Here is a 14,485-nt window from a genome sequence, read left to right on the forward strand (position 1 = left end):
GCGGGCCGGGTCGACGGCGCCGGTGGGCCGGCGGGGTCGGGGGCGGGGCCGGGCGTGGGCATCAGGACGCCCTCCGGCGTCCACGCAACAGCAGGAACATCAGGTACGGTCCGCCGATCGCGGCGGTCAGCACGCCCGCCGGTAGCTGGGTGGGGGCGAACAACCGCCGGCCGGCGAGGTCGGCGAGGACCAGCAGCAGCGCGCCGAGCAGGGCGGAGCAGAGCAGCGGGGGACGCTCGGCGCGGACCAGCCGGCGGGCCAGTTGGGGGGCGACCAGGGAGACGAAGTCGACGGCGCCGACCTGCGCGGTGACCATTGCGGCGGCGAGCACGCCGGTGCCGGCCAGCCCGATCCGGCGGGCCACCGGGCGGACGCCGATCCCGCGTGCGGTGTCGTCGTCCAGGGCGGTGCTGTTCAGCGCCCAGCCGGCCCAGAGCAGCACGGGCAGCAGCACCAGCAGGGTGACCGCGATCCACGTCGCCTCGGTCCACCCCTTGCCGGCGAGGGTCCCGATCAGCCAGATCTGGGCCCGCAGCCCGTCGATCGGGTCGGCGGTCATCATGACCACCTCGATCAGCGCCCGCAGCGCGAAGGCCACCGCGACCCCGGCGAGCACGAACCGCTGGGCGGCCAGCCCGTGCCGGGCGCCGAGGGCGAGCACCAGCGCCGCCGCGGCCAGTCCGCCGAGCAGCGCCGCCGGGGCGACCAGGACGGCGGCGGCCCCGCCGGTCAGGGCGATGGTGGCGGCCAGCCCGGCGCCCTGGGTGACGCCGATGACGTCCGGGCTGGCCAGCGGGTTGCGGGCCACGCTCTGGATCAGCGTGCCGGCGACGCCGAACGCCGCGCCGGCCACCGCCGCGAGCACGAGCCGGGGCAGCCGCAGATCCAGCACCACCAGGTCGTACGGGGTGCCGGCGCCGGAGAGGGCGCGCAGCACGTCGGGCGTGGCGACGTACGGGGTGCCGAGGGAGAGGCTGAGCACCCCGGCGGCGGCGAGCAGCGCGGTCAGCGCGGCGGCGACCAGCACCGGCCGGCGGCGTACCGGCACCCGTAGCGGGCCGAGGCGCAGCAGGGACCGGCCGGGCGGGGCGGACCGGGGGCGGACCCCGGTGGCGAGGGCGCTCACGCGGTCACCACCCGGGCGCGGCGGACGAGGAAGGCCAGCAGCGGGGCGCCGATCAGCGCGGTGACCACCCCGGCGGGTACCTCGCCGGGCGGGGCGACGAGCCGGCCGACGACGTCGGCGCCGAGCAGCAGGGCGGGCCCGAGCAGGGCGGCGACGGCGAGGGTCCACCGGTGGTCCGCGCCGACCAGGGCCCGGGCCAGGTGCGGCACGGCGAGTCCGACGAACGCGATCGGCCCGGCCGCCGCCACGGCCGCCCCGGTGAGCAGCACCCCGGCCGCGCCGCCGCCGAGGCGGACCAGGCCGATGCGGTGGCCCAGCCCCCGGGCCACGTCGTCGCCGAGGGCGAGCGCGTCCAGGCCCCGGGCGACCAGGGCGGCGAGCACACCCCCGGCGAGGACGAGCGGCAGCACCTGGCCGGTGACGCCGACGTCTCGGCCGGTCAGCCCGCCGACCACCCAGAACCGGTACTCCTCGAAGGTGCGGGCGTCGATGCTGAGCAGCGCGTACACGGCGGCGCCGAGGCTGGCGTCGAGGGCGGCGCCGGTCAGCGCGAGGGTGACCGGCGAGGCGCCCTCGCGGGTCCGGTTGGCGACCGCGAACACGGCCAGGCCGGCCAGGAGCGCCCCGGCGACGCCGAACCAGACGTACCCGGCGAGGCTGCCGACACCGAAGACGGCGATGGCCAGCACCACGCCGAACGATGCGCCGGCGCTGATGCCGAGGATGCGCGGCTCGGCAAGCGGGTTGCGGGTCAGCGCCTGGAACAGCACCCCGGCGACGGCGAGGGCGAGACCGACCACGACGCCCAGGGTGGTGCGCGGCATCCGTAGCTCGCGGACGATGGTGGTGGCGTCGCCGCCGTCGGGGGCGACCAGCGCGTGCCACACGTCACCCGGCGGGAGCGGTCGGCTGCCGAGGGCGAAGCTGGCGAGCACGGCGAGCGCCAGCACCACCGCCGCCGCCACGGTGACTGCGACGCGGCGGCCGGGGCCGCGGGCGGGCCGGTTGGCGGGCCGGATCGGCCGCGCGGCGACGGTGGACACGAAGCTCCCTCGACTTAGGTACGCCTTACCTTAGCCGAGCTGCTCAGACCCGTCTAACCAGCGGGTATCGATCCGGGATCGCGTGCGCTGTGCAGCATTCCCGCGCCCAGGGCGGCGGCCCCGAGGGCCGCCACGCCGGCCGGGCCGAGCCCGGAGGAGCCCGCCGGTCGAACCGGGCCTTGATCCGGGTCCGGGATGCCGCGCGGGTCCAGTGGCGGCGCCGGACGCGATCCGGCTACGGCCCACCCGGCTGGCGCCAGCCGGGTGGGCCGCCCGCCGCTCCCGCGATGAGCAGACCTCCCCTGGAGAGCACTGCCCCGCACCTCCCCGCGTCGTCGTTGCGCGACCGAGGGCCAGCTAGAACAAGTTTCCGTTGGAGTGGCAAAAGGTGCGGTCTTCTCGTAAACCCTTGTTCGGGCGATGGCGGTACCATTCACCCCCCTACGCTGGTCGCATGGAATTCGACCAGCACACCGTCGTGCTCCTGGCCTGGCCCGAGGACGCGCCGGAGCTGCCCCGGGACGCGGCGGACCGGTTGCGCGACGCCCACCTGGCCCACCAGGCGGGGCTGGTGGAGCAGGGCCTCGTCCTGGCGGCCGGCCCCTTCCTCGACCCCGACGACGACCGGCTGCGCGGCTTCGCGGTGCTCGCGGTCGATCGGGCGGCGGCCCGCGAGCTGTACGGCAACGACCCGGCGGTCCGGGCCGGCCGGCTCGTCGTGCGGGTGATGAGCTGGCTGGTGCCGCAGGGCAACGTCCGGTTCGGCGGCGTGCCGGTCCCCCGGTCGATGCTGGAGACGGCGGCGGGCGACTGAGCCGATCCGGGCCGTGGGCGTCCCGCCGGGCCGGTCAGCCGGCGGCGCCCTCGCGGGGCGTCGGCACCCCGGCGCCCGCGTCGAGCTGGTGGTCGGCCCAGACGTACTGGGTGGGCAGCAGCTCGGCGACCGGCACGGCGCGCAGCGCGTCCGCCGGGCCGACGATGACCCGGATCGACGGGAAGTAGTCCAGCAGCACCTGCCGGCACCGGCCGCACGGCGGGATGACGCCCCGCCCCCGGTCGCCCACCGCCACGATCGTCTCCAGCTCGCCCGCGCCCTGGGTGGCGGCAGCGCCGATCGCGACCACCTCGGCGCACGGCCCACCGGTGAAGTGGTAGACGTTCACGCCGGTGAAGACCCGGCCGTCGGCGGTGCGGGCGGCAGCGGCGACGGTGTGGTTCTCGCTGCGACAACGCAGCTTGGCGACCGCCGTGGCGGCCTGTACCAGCGCCCGGTCGGTGTCTCGCATGGTCATTCTCGGCGTCCCCGCGGTCGGTGTCGGTCGGCGGTCAACTCTAGACGGCGATAACCGGGGGGCGGTCGGCACTCGGGCTGCCTATCCTTGGCGACGACATGCAGAATCCAGCCGTACCCGCCGCGCCCGACACCGTCCGCGAGCTGCACCGCCGCCTGCCCACGCTGATGTTCCGCGACCAGCGCCGAATCCAGCGGCGCCTCGACGGCATCCGGCGGCTGCGCGACCCGCAGCGGCGCGAGGCCGCCCTGGCCGAGATCACCGCCGACGTGGCCCGGGCCGAGCAGCGCCTCGCCGACCGTCGGGCGGCGGTGCCCGTGATCACCTACCCGGCCGGGCTGCCGGTCAGCGACCGCAGGGACGACCTCGCCGCCGCGATCCGCGACCACCAGGTGGTGATCGTGGCCGGCGAGACCGGGTCCGGCAAGACCACCCAGCTACCGAAGATCTGCCTGGAGCTGGGGCGCGGGGTGCACGGGCTGATCGGGCACACCCAGCCGCGCCGGCTGGCCGCCCGGACGGTGGCCGACCGGATCGCCGAGGAGCTGGGCACCGAGCTGGGCGACGTGGTCGGCTACAAGGTCCGCTTCACCGACCAGGTCGGCGACCGCAGCCTGGTCAAGCTGATGACCGACGGCATCCTGCTGGCCGAGTTGCAGACCGACCGGATGCTGCGCCAGTACGACACGTTGATCATCGACGAGGCGCACGAGCGCTCCCTCAACATCGACTTCATCCTGGGGTACCTGCGGCAGCTCCTCCCCCGCCGGCCCGACCTCAAGGTGATCATCACCTCGGCGACCATCGAGACCGGGCGGTTCGCCCGGCACTTCGCCGCCCCGCCCGCCGAGGGGGAGACGGAGGGCAGGCCGGCGCCGGTGGTCGAGGTGTCCGGGCGCACGTACCCGGTCGAGGTGCGGTACCGGCCGCTGGTCGAGGTCGCCGAGGCCGAGGCCGACGAGGCCGACGACGAGGAGAACGTCCGCGACCAGGTCCAGGCGATCGGCGACGCGGTGGAGGAGCTGGCCGCCGAGGGGCCGGGCGACATCCTGGTCTTCCTCTCCGGCGAGCGGGAGATCCGGGACACCGCCGACGCGCTGGGCCGGCTGGTGGAGAGGAAGCGGTCGCTGCTCGGCACCGAGATCCTGCCGCTGTACGCCCGGCTGTCCGCCGCCGAGCAGCACCGGGTGTTCGCCCCGCACGCCGGGCGGCGGGTGGTGCTGGCCACCAACGTCGCGGAGACCTCGCTGACCGTGCCCGGCATCAAGTACGTGGTGGACCCAGGCACCGCCCGGATCTCCCGCTACTCCAGCCGGCTGAAGGTGCAGCGGCTGCCGATCGAGCCGGTGTCCCAGGCGTCGGCCAACCAGCGCAAGGGCCGCTGCGGGCGCACCTCGGACGGCATCTGCATCCGCCTCTACGACGAGCCGGACTTCCTGTCCCGCCCGGAGTTCACCGACCCGGAGATCCTGCGCACCAACCTGGCCTCGGTCATCCTCCAGATGACCTCGATCGGGCTGGGCGACGTCGCGGCGTTCCCTTTCATCGACCCGCCGGACCGGCGCAACGTCACCGACGGCGTGAACCTGCTGCACGAGCTGGGCGCGCTGGACCCGGCCGAGACCGACCCGGACAAGCGGCTCACCCCGCTGGGCCGGCGGCTGGCCCAGCTCCCGGTCGACCCCCGGCTGGCCCGGATGGTCCTCGAGGGCGAGCGCAACGGCTGCGCCACCGAGGTGATGGTGATCGCCGCCGCGCTGTCCATCCAGGACCCGCGCGAGCGCCCGGCGGAGCGGCAGGCCCAGGCCGACCAGGCGCACGCCCGGTTCGCCGACCGGGAATCCGACTTCGTCGCGCTGCTGAACCTGTGGCGGTACCTGCGGGAGCAGCAGCGGGAGCTGTCCTCCAGCGCGTTCCGCCGGATGTGCAAGGCGGAGTACCTCAACTACCTGCGGGTGCGCGAGTGGCAGGACATCGTCAGCCAACTCCGCCAGGTGCTGCGTACCCCCGACCAGGGCGGCGCCGGGCGCGGCGAGCGCGGCGCGAAGGAGGCCGGGACGGACGGCGGTCGGCGCGGCCCGGCCGCGGACCTGCCGGAGGAGATCGACACCCCGAAGGTGCACCAGTCGCTGCTGCCCGGCCTGCTGTCCCACGTCGGGCTCAAGGACCCGCAGAAGCACGAGTACCTGGGGGCGCGGGGGGCGAAGTTCGCGCTGTTCCCCGGCTCGGCGCTGTTCCGGAAGCCGCCGCGCTGGGTGATGGCCGCCGAGCTGGTGGAGACCTCCCGGCTGTGGGGGCGGGTGGCCGGCCGGGTCGAGCCGGAGTGGGTCGAGCCGCTGGCCCAGCACCTGGTCAAGCGCAGCTACAGCGAGCCGCACTGGGAGAAGAAGCAGGCGGCGGTGCTGGCGTACGAGAAGGTCACCCTGTACGGCGTGCCGCTGGTCACCGCCCGGAAGGTGAACTTCGGCCGGATCGACCCGGCGCTGTCCCGGGAGCTGTTCATCCGGCACGCCCTGGTCGAGGGCGACTGGCAGACCCACCACCAGTTCTGGCAGGACAACCAGCGGCTGCTGACCGAGATCGCGGAGCTGGAGAACCGGGCCCGCCGGCGGGACATCCTGGTCGACGACGAGACGATCTTCCAGTTCTACGACGAGCGGATCCCGGCCGACGTGGTGTCGGGGCGGCACTTCGACGCCTGGTGGAAGCAGACCCGCCGGGAGCGGCCGGACCTGCTCACCTTCACCCGGGAGCTGCTGGTCAACGCCGGCCGGGGCGGGGTGGACGAGGCCGACTACCCGGACGAGTGGCGGGCCGAGGGGGTCGCCCTCCCGCTGACGTACACCTTCGACCCGGGCACCTCGACCGACGGGGTGACCGTGGACATCCCACTGCCGCTGCTCAACCAGGTGCCGGCGGAGAGCTTCGACTGGCAGGTCCCCGGGCTGCGCGAGGAGCTGGTGATCGCGCTGATCCGATCACTGCCCAAGGCGGTCCGGCGCAACTTCGTCCCGGTCCCCGACTACGCCCGGGCCGCGCTCGCCGCGATCACGCCGGGCGAGGAGCCGCTGCTGGACGCGCTGACCCGGCAGCTACGCCGGATGACCGGGGTGACGGTGCCCCGGGACGCCTGGGAGCCGGCGAAGCTCCCCCCGCACCTGCGGGTCAGCTTCCGGGTGCTCGACGAGGAGAACAAGCCCGTCGCCGAGGGCAAGGACCTGCCGGCCCTGCAACGCCAGCTCCGCCAGGAGGTCCGCCAGGTGGTGGCCGCCGCCGCGCCGGACATCGCCCGGACGGGCCTCCGTGAGTGGAGCATCGACGATCTTCCTCGCACCATCGAGCAGGTCCGCGCGGGGTACGCGGTGACCGGGTACCCGGCGCTGGTCGACGAGGGGCCGACGGTCGGGGTGAAGGTCTTCGACTCCGAGGCCGAGCAGGCCGCCGCGCACTGGGCTGGCACCCGGCGGCTGCTGCGGCTGACCGTGCCGTCCCCGGCGAAGTTCCTCCAGGGACGGCTGTCCAACGAGGCGAAGCTGGCGCTGAGCCGCAACCCGCACGGCGGCGTGCAGCAACTCATCGAGGACGCGGCCGGGGCGGCGATCGACAAGCTGATCGCCGACGCGGGCGGCCCGGCGTGGGACGCCGAGGGCTTCGGCGCGCTGCGCGAGCGGGTCCGCGCCGACCTGGTGGACACCGTGGTCGAGGTGATGGGTCGGGTCCGGCAGGTCCTCGCCGCCGGGTACGCCGTCGAGCAGCGGCTCGGCAGGACCCAGAACCTGGCCGTGGTGGCCGCCCTGGCCGACATCCGGGCCCAGCTCTCCGGCCTGGTGCACGCCGGCTTCATCACCGAGGCCGGGTACCCTCGCCTGCCCGACCTGCTGCGCTACCTGACCGCGATCGAGCGGCGGCTGGACCGGCTGCCGGGCAACCCGCAGCGGGACCGCCAGCAACAGGACCGGATCGCGGTGGTGCAGAAGGAGTACGCCGACCTGCTCGCCGCGCTGCCGCCGAGCCGGCGGGGGTCGGCGGCGGTGCGGCAGATCCGCTGGATGATCGAGGAGCTGCGGGTGAACGTGTTCGCCCAGGCGCTGGGCACCCCGTATCCGGTCTCCGAGCAGCGGATCTACCGGGCGATGGACGACGCCGAGGGCCGCTGAGCCGGCGGGACGGCGTGCTGGCGGCGGTGCTGCCGGGTCAGTGCACCGGGGCCGGCACCGCCCGGCCGACCGGGAGCCCCCGCACGGAGTTGGTCAGGCCGCCGGGGCGGGCCTCCGGGTACGCGTGCGCCCACCAGGCCCGGTTCTCCCGGTACCAGTGGAAGACCTCGGACAGCCCCTCGGCGAACGGGACCTGTGGCTCGAAGCCCAGCTCGTCGGAGATCTTGGTGTAGTCGAGCGAGTACCGCTGGTCCTGGACCTTGCGGTCGGCGACGTGCCGCACCCGGTCCCAGCCGGCCCCGGCGAGCAGCAGGATCTTCTCGGCCAGCGCCTTGTTGGTCAGCTCGACGTCGCCGCCGATGTTGTAGACCTCCCCGGCGCGGCCCTTGCCCAGCACCAGCGCGATGGCCCGGCAGTGGTCGTCGACGTGCAGCCACTCGCGGACCGCGCCGCCGTCGCCGTGCAGGGTGATGTCCCCGCCGGTGAGCAGGCTGGTGACGAAGCGCGGGATGACCTTCTCCACGTGCTGGTAGGGCCCGTAGTTGTTGGCGCACCGGGTGATCGACACGTCGACGTCGTAGGTGCGCCAGTACGACCGCACGACGTGGTCGCTGGCCGCCTTCGACGCCGCGTACGGCGAGTTGGGCTCCAGCACGCAGCGCTCGGTCCACGCGCCGTCGGTGATCGACCCGTACACCTCGTCGGTGGAGACGTGCACCACCCGGCCCACCCCGGCGCGGGCGCACGCGGCCATCAGGCGGTGCGAGCCCATCACGTTCGTCTCGAAGAACGGGGCCGGGTCGTCGATGGAGCGGTCCACGTGCGACTCGGCGGCGAAGTGCACCACCGCGTCGTGCCCGGGGACCAGGTCGGCGAGCAACGGCCGGTCGCAGATGTCGCCCCGGACGAAGGCCAGGCGGGGGTGGCTGGCGGGCAGATTGTTCCGGTCGCTCGCGTAGGTCAGCTTGTCCAGGACCGTAACGTGGCAGTCCTCGAAGCCGACGTACCGCCCGTTGAGCAGGCTCCGGGCGAAGTGTGACCCGATGAAGCCGGCACCGCCGGTAACCAGGATCCTCATGTGGTGTGGCCTCCCTGCCACGCGAGCCCGCGCGTTCGACTTCGATTTCGACAGGCCGACGGGGCGTCGAGCCGGTGCAAGGCTTCACCATAGGGGACCAACAGGAGCAACGCGGCTCATACAACGCGCTTAAGGACTATTTAACTCAAGCGCGACACAAACGGACGGCATGGTCGCGGTCGTTCCCCCGACCAGGTCGCTCACCGCGGTTCCACCCCGGGCGGGAGGTCGCCCAGCTCGATCGCGGTGTGCACGTAGTCCAGCAGGATGCGGCGCAGCTCGCGCCCGGAGTGGGTGGGCACGACGTCGCGCCGGCGGGCCACCGCGATGGTCCGCCGCACCCCGGGCGGGGCCAGCCGGGTGACCCGGATGCCGGGGCGGCGGGCCACCACGATGCCGGGCACCAGCGCCACCCCGAGCCCGGCCTCGACGAAGCTGAGCACGGCGTCCATCTCGCCGCCGTCGACGGACAGGGTGGGCTCGAAGCCGGCCTCCCGGCACGCCTGGAGGGTGGCGTCGCGCAGGTCGTAGCCCTCGCGGAACATGACCAGCGGCTGGCCGCGCAGGTCGGTGACGCGCAGGTCGCCGGCCGCCGAGGTGCCGGGGACCTCGTCCAGCGAGGCCACCACCAGGCTCTCCCGCAGGATCTCCTCGGTGCGCAGCCCGGGATCCGCGCCGTGGGCGGGCATGATGATCAACGCCAGGTCCAGGTCGCCGCGGAGCAGGTCGCGGACCAGGTCCTGCGAGCCACTCTCCTCCACCCGCAGGTCGACGCCGGGGTGGGCGTCGCGGAACCGGCGCAGCACCGGCGGGGCGAGGGAGGTGGCCAGGCTCGGGGTGGCGCCGAGGCGGACCCGCCCGCGCCGCAGCCCGACCAGTTCCTGGACCTCGCGGGTGGCGGTCTCGACGTCGGCGAGGATGCGCTTGGCCAGCGGGAGCAGCACCTCGCCGGCGGCGGTGAGGGCGATGTTGCCCCGCACCCGCTCGAACAACGGCGCCCCGAGGGCGGTCTCCAGGGCGTGAATTTGCTTACTCAACGAGGGCTGGGTGATGCCGACGACGTCGGCGGCCTGGGTGAAATGTCGCACTTCTGCGACCGCGACGAAGTAGCGGAGCTGATGGAGCTGCATCTACATAGCCTATGGCTATCAAGACTGCGAGGTTGATGCATTGGACGACTAATCCAAGTACTCCTAGCGTCGGTCGGGTGGTACTCACGAAAACTCGGTCGCCCATCCGCTCCAACGTCGGCCTGAAGGCCGTCATGGCGGTGACGGGCATCCTCCTTGTGCTGTTCCTGATCGCCCACATGCTCGGCAACCTGAAGATCTTCACCGGCGAGACCGCGTTCGACCACTACGCGCACTGGCTGCGCGACATCGGCACGCCGCTGCTCCCGTCGACCTGGTTCCTGTGGCTGCAACGCACGGTGCTGCTGGCGGCCGTGCTGGGCCACATCGCCGCCGCCACCGTGCTCGCGATGCGCGCCCGGGCCGCCCGCCCGGTTCGGTACGCCCACCGCAAGGCCGTCCGGGGCAGCTACGCGGCCCGCACCATGCGCTGGGGCGGGGTGATCATCCTGCTCTTCGTGATCTACCACATCCTGGACCTGACCACCGGTCACCTGAACCCCCAGGGCGCTCCCGGCAACCCGTACGGCAACGTGGTCGCCGACTTCGCCCCGCAGCGCTGGTACGTCACGCTCTTCTACACCCTGGCGATCGTGGCGCTCGGCTTCCACCTGCGCCACGGCGCGTTCAGCGCGTTCCGCAGCCTCGGCCAGCAGAGCCCGAGGGGCGAGCGCCGGGCGCGCGCCGCCGCGCTGGTCCTCGCCGTCGCGCTCTGCGCCGGCTATCTGGTGGTCCCCTTCGCCGTACTCACCGGATTGGTGGCCTGACCATGGATCTGTTCACCGAGGGCGACCCGATCGCCGACACGAAGGCCCCCGAGGGCCCGGTCGAGACCCGCTGGGACCGTCGCCGCTTCGAGGCCAAGCTGGTCAACCCGGCCAACCGCCGCAAGCTGACGGTGATCGTGGTGGGCACCGGCCTGGCCGGCGGCTCGGCCGCGGCCACGCTGGCCGAGCAGGGCTACCGGGTCAGGTCGTACTGCTACCAGGACAGCCCGCGCCGGGCCCACTCGATCGCCGCGCAGGGCGGCATCAACGCCGCCAAGAACTACCGCAACGACGGCGACTCGGTACACCGGCTGTTCTACGACACCGTCAAGGGCGGCGACTTCCGCTCCCGGGAGTCGAACGTGCACCGGCTGGCCGAGGTGTCGGTCAACATCATCGACCAGTGCGTCGCCCAGGGGGTCCCGTTCGCCCGCGAGTACGGCGGCCTGCTGGACACCCGCTCGTTCGGCGGCGCGCAGGTGCAGCGCACCTTCTACGCCCGAGGCCAGACGGGCCAGCAACTGCTGCTCGGGGCGTACCAGGCCCTGGAGCGGCAGATCGGCCTGGGCAACGTGGAGATGAACGCCCGGCACGAGATGCTGGAGCTGGTCGTCGCCGACGGCCGGGCCCGGGGCATCGTGGTCCGGGACATGGTCACCGGCGAGATCAGCACCGAGCTGGCCGACGCGGTGGTGCTCGCCTCCGGCGGGTACGGCAACGTCTTCTACCTCTCCACCAACGCCAAGGGCTGCAACGTCACCGCGACCTGGCGGGCGCACCGCAAGGGCGCGTACTTCGCCAACCCCTGCTACACCCAGATCCACCCGACCTGCATCCCGGTCTCCGGCGACCACCAGTCGAAGCTGACCCTGATGAGCGAGTCGCTGCGCAACGACGGCCGGGTGTGGGTGCCGAAGGCCGAGGGCGACGACCGCGCGCCCCGGGACATCCCCGAGGGCGAGCGGGACTACTACCTGGAGCGGATCTACCCCTCCTTCGGCAACCTGGTCCCCCGGGACATCGCCTCCCGGGCCGCCAAGAACGTCTGCGACTCCGGTCGGGGCGTCGGGCCGACCAAGCTCGGCGTCTACCTCGACTTCGCCGACGCCATCGACCGGCTCGGCCGCAAGGCCATCGAGGCCAAGTACGGCAACCTGTTCGAGATGTACGAGCGGATCACCGGCGAGGACCCGTACCAGGTCCCGATGCGGATCTATCCCGCCGTGCACTACACGATGGGCGGCCTCTGGGTCGACTACGACCTCCAGTCGACCATCCCCGGCCTGTTCGTGATCGGCGAGGCGAACTTCTCCGACCACGGCGCGAACCGGCTCGGCGCCTCCGCGCTGATGCAGGGCCTCGCGGACGGCTACTTCGTGCTGCCCAGCACCATCGCCCACTACCTGGCGTCCGGGCCGCTGGAGAAGGTCGACGCCAGCCACCCGGCGGCCGTCGAGGCCCGCGCCGACGTCGAGGACCGCATCCGGCGGCTGCTGGCGGTGAACGGCGATCGGACGGTCGACTCGTTCCACCGCGAGCTGGGCCAGATCATGTGGGAGCACTGCGGGATGGAGCGCAGCGAGGCCGGCCTGCGCAAGGCGATCGACGAGATCCGGGCGCTGCGCGAGGAGTTCTGGAAGCGGGTCCGGGTCCCGGGCGACGGCGAGGGGCTCAACCAGTCGCTGGAGAAGGCCGGCCGGGTGGCCGACTTCTTCGAGCTGGCCGAGCTGATGTGCGTCGACGCCCTGCACCGCGAGGAGTCCTGCGGCGGCCACTTCCGCGCCGAGCACCAGACCCCGGACGGCGAGGCGCAGCGCGACGACGACCGGTTCGCCTACGTGGCGGCCTGGGAGTACACCGGCACCGGTGAGCCGGTCGTGCTGCACAAGGAAGACCTGAAGTTCGAATACGTGCACCCGACGCAGCGGAGCTACAAGTGAACCTGACCCTGCGCATCTGGCGCCAGCGCGGCCCCGAGGACAAGGGTCGGATGGTGACCTACCAGGTCGACGACGTCTCCCCCGACATGTCGTTCCTGGAGATGCTCGACGTGCTCAACGAGCGGCTGATCCTCTCCGGCGAGGAGCCGGTGGCGTTCGACCACGACTGCCGCGAGGGCATCTGCGGCATGTGCGGCCTGATGATCAACGGCGACGCGCACGGTCCGCAGCGCGGTACCACCGCGTGCCAGCTGCACATGCGGCAGTTCTCCGACGGCGACACGATCGACATCGAGCCGTGGCGGGCCCGCGCCTTCCCGGTCATCAAGGACCTGGTGGTCGACCGGGGCGCCTTCGACAAGATCATCGCTGCCGGCGGGTACATCACCGCACCGACCGGCAGCGCCCCCGAGGCGCACTCCACGCCGGTGGCCAAGGCCAACGCGGACGCCGCCTTCACCTCGGCCGCGTGCATCGGCTGCGGGGCCTGCGTGGCGGCCTGCCCGAACGGCTCCGGAATGCTGTTCACCGCCGCCAAGCTCACCCAGCTCTCGCTGCTGCCGCAGGGCCAGCCGGAGCGGTACACCCGGGTGGTCGGGATGGTCGACGCGCACGACGAGGCCGGCTTCGGCGGCTGCACCAACGCCGGCGAGTGCACGGTGGTCTGCCCGAAGGGCATCCCGCTGAACACCATCGGCCGGCTCAACCGCGACTACCTCGCGGCCACCGCCAAGGGCGGGGGCACTTCGGGCTCCTGACCCGGCCGTGCCCCGACGGGCCGACCGCCGCACCCAGCGAGGGCCGGCGGGCGGCCCGTCTCCGGGCAGGCCGCGGGCGACGGTGCCGGCCCGGCGGGCGACGGCCGGTCACCGGCGGTTCAGATCAGCACGCTCCAGGTCACCGGGCCGACGAGACCGTCGGCGACGAGACCGTTGCGGCTCTGGAAGCTGCGTACCGCGGTGGTGGTGACCGAACCGAGCCCGCCGTCCACGACGAGGCTCGCACCCCGGGCGTTGAGCGCGGTCTGGAGGCCACGGACCAGGTCGCCGGAGTTGCCCTCCCGCAGGGGCAGGACGAGGGCCGTCCAGGTGATCGGGCCGACCAGGCCGTCGGCGTAGAGTCCTCGACCGCTCTGGAACGACCTGACCGCCGAGGCACAGGCCGGCCCGAAGACGCCGTCCACGACGACGGAGACGCCGCGTGCCCGCACCAGGTACTGGATCACCCGGGGCACCCACCCCGAGGCGCCCTGGCTGACGCTCGGGTAGCCGGTGCTGCCGACGGGGGCCGTCGCGCCGAGGGTGATACCCCGGTTGGCCAGGAAGACCCGGGGGTCCGTCGAGGTCAGCCGGGGCCGGTGGATCTCGAAGTGCAGGTGCGGGCCGCTGGAGTTGCCGGTGGTGCCCATCAGGCCGATCAGCTGTCCGCAGCTGACCTGCTGGCCGACGCCGACCAGCACCCGGTGGAGGTGGCCGTAGTAGGAGAAGTAGCTGTCGGCGTGGTTGAGGTGGACGCTGTTGCCGGTGCGACCGGCCAGGGGACCGCTCGACGTGTCCCCCGGGTACGAGTTGGTCTTGATGTCCCGGACCGTTCCGTCCGCCGTCGCGTAGACCGGGGTGCCCTGGTCGTTCGCCACGTCCCAGCCCGTGTGGGTGGGCCGGCTGGGAGTCTTGTACCCGGAGGTCAGTGCGCCGAGCGTCGGGTTGCTCCAGCCGGCGACCGCCGCCAGCGCCGGGCTGGGCACGCCGACGACCCCGACGCCGATCCCGACGCCCAGCGCCGTGAAAAGGGTGCGGCGCCGAGCCGGCGCGTCGAGTAGGCGGCCCGTTTCCGGATCGTCGCTCATTGTTGTCTCCCGATGCTCGCTCACGCGCGGTGACCGGCGGACGCTCCGGTACCGGCCGGCAGTGATCGTAGATATTCCATCTCGATAGATCAATGTCCGGAACTCT

At 73.2% G+C, this 14,485-nt stretch carries 11 protein-coding genes; 5 read left to right on the plus strand and 6 right to left on the minus strand.

Annotated elements, in window-relative coordinates; translation table 11 throughout:
- Positions 1 to 61: 61 nt before the first annotated feature.
- Positions 62 to 1,126, minus strand: a complete 1,065-nt coding sequence (locus tag OOK41_RS24120; protein WP_266266798.1) for an iron chelate uptake ABC transporter family permease subunit — start codon at positions 1,124 to 1,126, stop codon at positions 62 to 64.
- The gene (locus OOK41_RS24125; protein WP_266266799.1) at positions 1,123 to 2,169 is read right to left on the minus strand and encodes an iron ABC transporter permease; all 1,047 of its coding nucleotides are present in this window, start codon (positions 2,167 to 2,169) and stop codon (positions 1,123 to 1,125) included. Before OOK41_RS24125 ends, OOK41_RS24120 begins: the two co-directional genes overlap by 4 nt.
- A 454-nt stretch (positions 2,170 to 2,623) precedes the next feature.
- Here OOK41_RS24125 and OOK41_RS24130 point away from each other — a divergent pair, with 454 nt between their 5' ends.
- Positions 2,624 to 2,983 (plus strand): YciI family protein, encoded by a 360-nt coding sequence (locus OOK41_RS24130; RefSeq protein WP_117669433.1) that lies wholly within the window; start codon positions 2,624 to 2,626, stop codon positions 2,981 to 2,983.
- 34 nt (positions 2,984 to 3,017) lie between these two features.
- Here the strand turns inward: OOK41_RS24130 and OOK41_RS24135 are convergent, their stop codons facing one another.
- Positions 3,018 to 3,461, minus strand: a complete 444-nt coding sequence (locus OOK41_RS24135) for a cytidine deaminase (protein WP_117669434.1) — start codon at positions 3,459 to 3,461, stop codon at positions 3,018 to 3,020.
- A 98-nt stretch (positions 3,462 to 3,559) separates the two neighbouring features.
- Here OOK41_RS24135 and hrpA point away from each other — a divergent pair, with 98 nt between their 5' ends.
- A complete protein-coding gene (hrpA, locus tag OOK41_RS24140) occupies positions 3,560 to 7,618 on the plus strand; it encodes an ATP-dependent RNA helicase HrpA (protein WP_266266800.1) in 4,059 nt (1,352 codons plus the stop codon).
- A gap of 37 nt (positions 7,619 to 7,655) precedes the next feature.
- Here the strand turns inward: hrpA and rfbB are convergent, their stop codons facing one another.
- Positions 7,656 to 8,696: a dTDP-glucose 4,6-dehydratase gene (gene rfbB, locus OOK41_RS24145; RefSeq protein ID WP_266266801.1), complete on the minus strand. Its 1,041-nt coding sequence runs from the start codon at positions 8,694 to 8,696 to the stop codon at positions 7,656 to 7,658.
- 200 nt (positions 8,697 to 8,896) lie between these two features.
- Positions 8,897 to 9,826: a LysR family transcriptional regulator gene (locus tag OOK41_RS24150; RefSeq protein WP_266266802.1), complete on the minus strand. Its 930-nt coding sequence runs from the start codon at positions 9,824 to 9,826 to the stop codon at positions 8,897 to 8,899.
- Positions 9,827 to 9,861: 35 nt separating this feature from the next.
- Here OOK41_RS24150 and OOK41_RS24155 point away from each other — a divergent pair, with 35 nt between their 5' ends.
- The 3 genes from OOK41_RS24155 to OOK41_RS24165 are packed head-to-tail and all read left to right on the plus strand — an operon-like array spanning position 9,862 to position 13,291.
- Positions 9,862 to 10,593, plus strand: coding sequence for a succinate dehydrogenase cytochrome b subunit (locus tag OOK41_RS24155; protein ID WP_266267962.1), 732 nt, complete (start codon positions 9,862 to 9,864; stop codon positions 10,591 to 10,593).
- Between the two features lie 2 nt (positions 10,594 to 10,595).
- The gene (locus OOK41_RS24160; protein WP_266266803.1) at positions 10,596 to 12,533 is read left to right on the plus strand and encodes a fumarate reductase/succinate dehydrogenase flavoprotein subunit; all 1,938 of its coding nucleotides are present in this window, start codon (positions 10,596 to 10,598) and stop codon (positions 12,531 to 12,533) included.
- Positions 12,530 to 13,291, plus strand: coding sequence for a succinate dehydrogenase/fumarate reductase iron-sulfur subunit (locus OOK41_RS24165; RefSeq protein ID WP_266266804.1), 762 nt, complete (start codon positions 12,530 to 12,532; stop codon positions 13,289 to 13,291). Before OOK41_RS24160 ends, OOK41_RS24165 begins: the two co-directional genes overlap by 4 nt.
- Before the next feature lie 119 nt (positions 13,292 to 13,410).
- On the opposite strand, the gene OOK41_RS24170 is transcribed toward OOK41_RS24165, so the two are convergent.
- Complete coding sequence (locus OOK41_RS24170) at positions 13,411 to 14,379, minus strand: peptidoglycan DD-metalloendopeptidase family protein (protein WP_266266805.1); 969 nt, start codon at positions 14,377 to 14,379, stop codon at positions 13,411 to 13,413.
- Positions 14,380 to 14,485 lie beyond the last annotated feature (106 nt).

The organism is Micromonospora sp. NBC_01655 (assembly GCF_026339755.1).
Taxonomy (GTDB): Bacteria; Actinomycetota; Actinomycetes; order Mycobacteriales; family Micromonosporaceae; genus Micromonospora.

Excerpts from the sequence above, each read along its gene's own strand:
- OOK41_RS24135 (WP_117669434.1), bottom strand. The coding sequence starts at position 3,461 with ATGACCATGCGAGACACCGACCGGGCGCTGGTACAGGCCGCCACGGCG.
- OOK41_RS24130 (WP_117669433.1), top strand. The coding sequence starts at position 2,624 with ATGGAATTCGACCAGCACACCGTCGTGCTCCTGGCCTGGCCCGAGGAC.
- hrpA (WP_266266800.1), top strand. The coding sequence starts at position 3,560 with ATGCAGAATCCAGCCGTACCCGCCGCGCCCGACACCGTCCGCGAGCTG.
- rfbB (WP_266266801.1), bottom strand. The coding sequence starts at position 8,696 with ATGAGGATCCTGGTTACCGGCGGTGCCGGCTTCATCGGGTCACACTTC.
- OOK41_RS24155 (WP_266267962.1), top strand. The coding sequence starts at position 9,862 with ATGCATTGGACGACTAATCCAAGTACTCCTAGCGTCGGTCGGGTGGTA.
- OOK41_RS24160 (WP_266266803.1), top strand. The coding sequence starts at position 10,596 with ATGGATCTGTTCACCGAGGGCGACCCGATCGCCGACACGAAGGCCCCC.
- OOK41_RS24170 (WP_266266805.1), bottom strand. The coding sequence starts at position 14,379 with ATGAGCGACGATCCGGAAACGGGCCGCCTACTCGACGCGCCGGCTCGG.
- OOK41_RS24150 (WP_266266802.1), bottom strand. The coding sequence starts at position 9,826 with ATGCAGCTCCATCAGCTCCGCTACTTCGTCGCGGTCGCAGAAGTGCGA.